This is a genomic window from Chromohalobacter nigrandesensis, assembly GCF_023061285.1.
Taxonomy (GTDB): domain Bacteria; phylum Pseudomonadota; class Gammaproteobacteria; order Pseudomonadales; family Halomonadaceae; genus Chromohalobacter; species Chromohalobacter nigrandesensis.
In genome coordinates this window covers 1-1,732 of record NZ_JAKGAM010000033.1, presented here as the reverse complement: position 1 = coordinate 1,732, position 1,732 = coordinate 1, and the positions used below count along the sequence as shown (strand labels likewise).

Annotated in this window: 2 protein-coding genes; both read left to right on the top strand. The window is 48.2% G+C overall.

What is annotated here, in order from left to right; genetic code table 11:
- The first annotated feature begins 162 nt into the window (after positions 1-162).
- Positions 163-786 carry a DJ-1/PfpI family protein gene (locus tag L1073_RS17045; RefSeq protein ID WP_246901415.1) on the top strand — a complete coding sequence of 208 codons (624 nt, stop codon included), beginning with the start codon at positions 163-165 and terminating at the stop codon, positions 784-786.
- Between the two features lie 84 nt (positions 787-870).
- Positions 871-1,692, top strand: a complete 822-nt coding sequence (locus tag L1073_RS17040; protein ID WP_246901413.1) for a hypothetical protein — start codon at positions 871-873, stop codon at positions 1,690-1,692.
- The last annotated feature ends 40 nt before the right edge of the window (positions 1,693-1,732 follow it).

Here is a 1,732-nt window from a genome sequence, read left to right as displayed (position 1 = left end):
CGCTTTTAACGGGTCTCTTCAATGGGTGACCAGCGAGGGCTAGATGATCGGCCAGATTAATGGCTGAGAAAATAAATTAAGGCAGCAGGCGGTAGAAGCGGCCCGAAATTAGGTTTTTCTACAGCCTCGTTATGCATTCAATGGAAAAAGGAGGTGTCAGTCATGAAAAAACAGGATGTACACGTTTTGGTGTTCGACAGCATGTCAGACTGGGAGGCGGCGTATGCTACCTCCGGAATAAACAACCCGCAATTTCAGAGGGTGCCCGATAGATATCAAGTTCGGACAGTCTCCGTCAGTGGTGCGCCCGTCGTGACTGCAGGTGGGTTGCGCATACAGCCGGACATGGCACTTGTCGATCTTGCTCCAAGCAACAGTGCAATGTTCATCATGCCAGGTGGAGCTCTTTGGGATGAAGGTGGTAATATCGAAGCTGTCGAGGTTGCTCAGCATTTCCTCGACGCTGGTAAGCCGGTGGCAGCAATTTGTGGCGCTACAGCTGGCCTCGCGCGAGGAGGGTTGCTGGACACCAGGCGGCACACAAGCAACGCGCTGGAGTATCTTAGCGCGACAGGGTATGGGGGAATCGACTTATTTGAGGATAAGCCAGCGGTCACAGATGGGGGAGTTGTCACCGCCTCTGCAATGTCACCTGTTGACTTCGCTTATCACATCTTCGCGCTTCTTGGTTTGTATGAGCCTCCAGTCTTGGACGCATGGTATGGGTTGTTTAAGACGGGGCGGGCTGAGTATTTTGGAGAATTGATGGATGCAGCTAATGCATAACCAGTCGCAGCAGTGCGCGCCTGCGGCGCCGGACGCTCGTTCCTCGCGCCGCCGTGCTTGACGTTAGCTTCTAAAGGAGTATCGATGAAGCATCCTATATTTTTATCATCTAGTGATATAATAAATTTAGAGTATGAAGTTGTTTCTCAAGATTTGAGGGTCTACTTAACACGTCTAATTGATCGTAACGACGAATTCCGGCGCTTTGGAATGATAAACCGAAATGCCATTATTAATCGCTCTCGATCTTTGGCTGGTCTTCCGGTCTATGTTTTGGAGGGCGATGAGTACGAACCATGCGAGTACGCATGGCACAATGGCGAGTTCGAATTGGCTTTGAGACGTAATGATACAGCACACTTTGCAGAGCTATTATGTGAAATTGTTGATCGGGGATGGCTTTCTGAAGATGAGGTTAACGCGGCTTTCATAAGAGAAAATTCATCTTTGAGAATAGATGAAAGCAGCGGTGAGGTTGTTGTCCGTGTTCTGTCTTTAGAAGATATTGTTGACGATTCTCCCGATGAAGATGAACACCTCAACATAAGGGTTCTGGTTGATCGAATGCAGTCTTCGCTAAACTCAGGCGACTATTCATCGGTCCTTCATTCAAGCGCCTCAGTATTTGAAACGCTCGCTAAGGATATTATCGGCGCTCCCACAATTCAGGATAAATCACTTGGCGGTTTCCTCGAAATGTATAAAAAAAGGACGAATTTACCTCCAGATATGCAAGAAAAAATAATTGAAGTCTATAATTCACGAAACTCATTGCCTCTTGCGGGCCATGGAAGCACAAGTTCTCCGAGCTTTAGCGAGGAGGAGGCAATTATCCTTTGCGAGCTGACTAAAGCTTTTGTCAAAATTGAGTACGGTATAGAGCGCACAGCAATAAAAGCTAACTAGTGGCTCCATTTGACGCCGCAAGCCGGCGCAAATGAGCCAG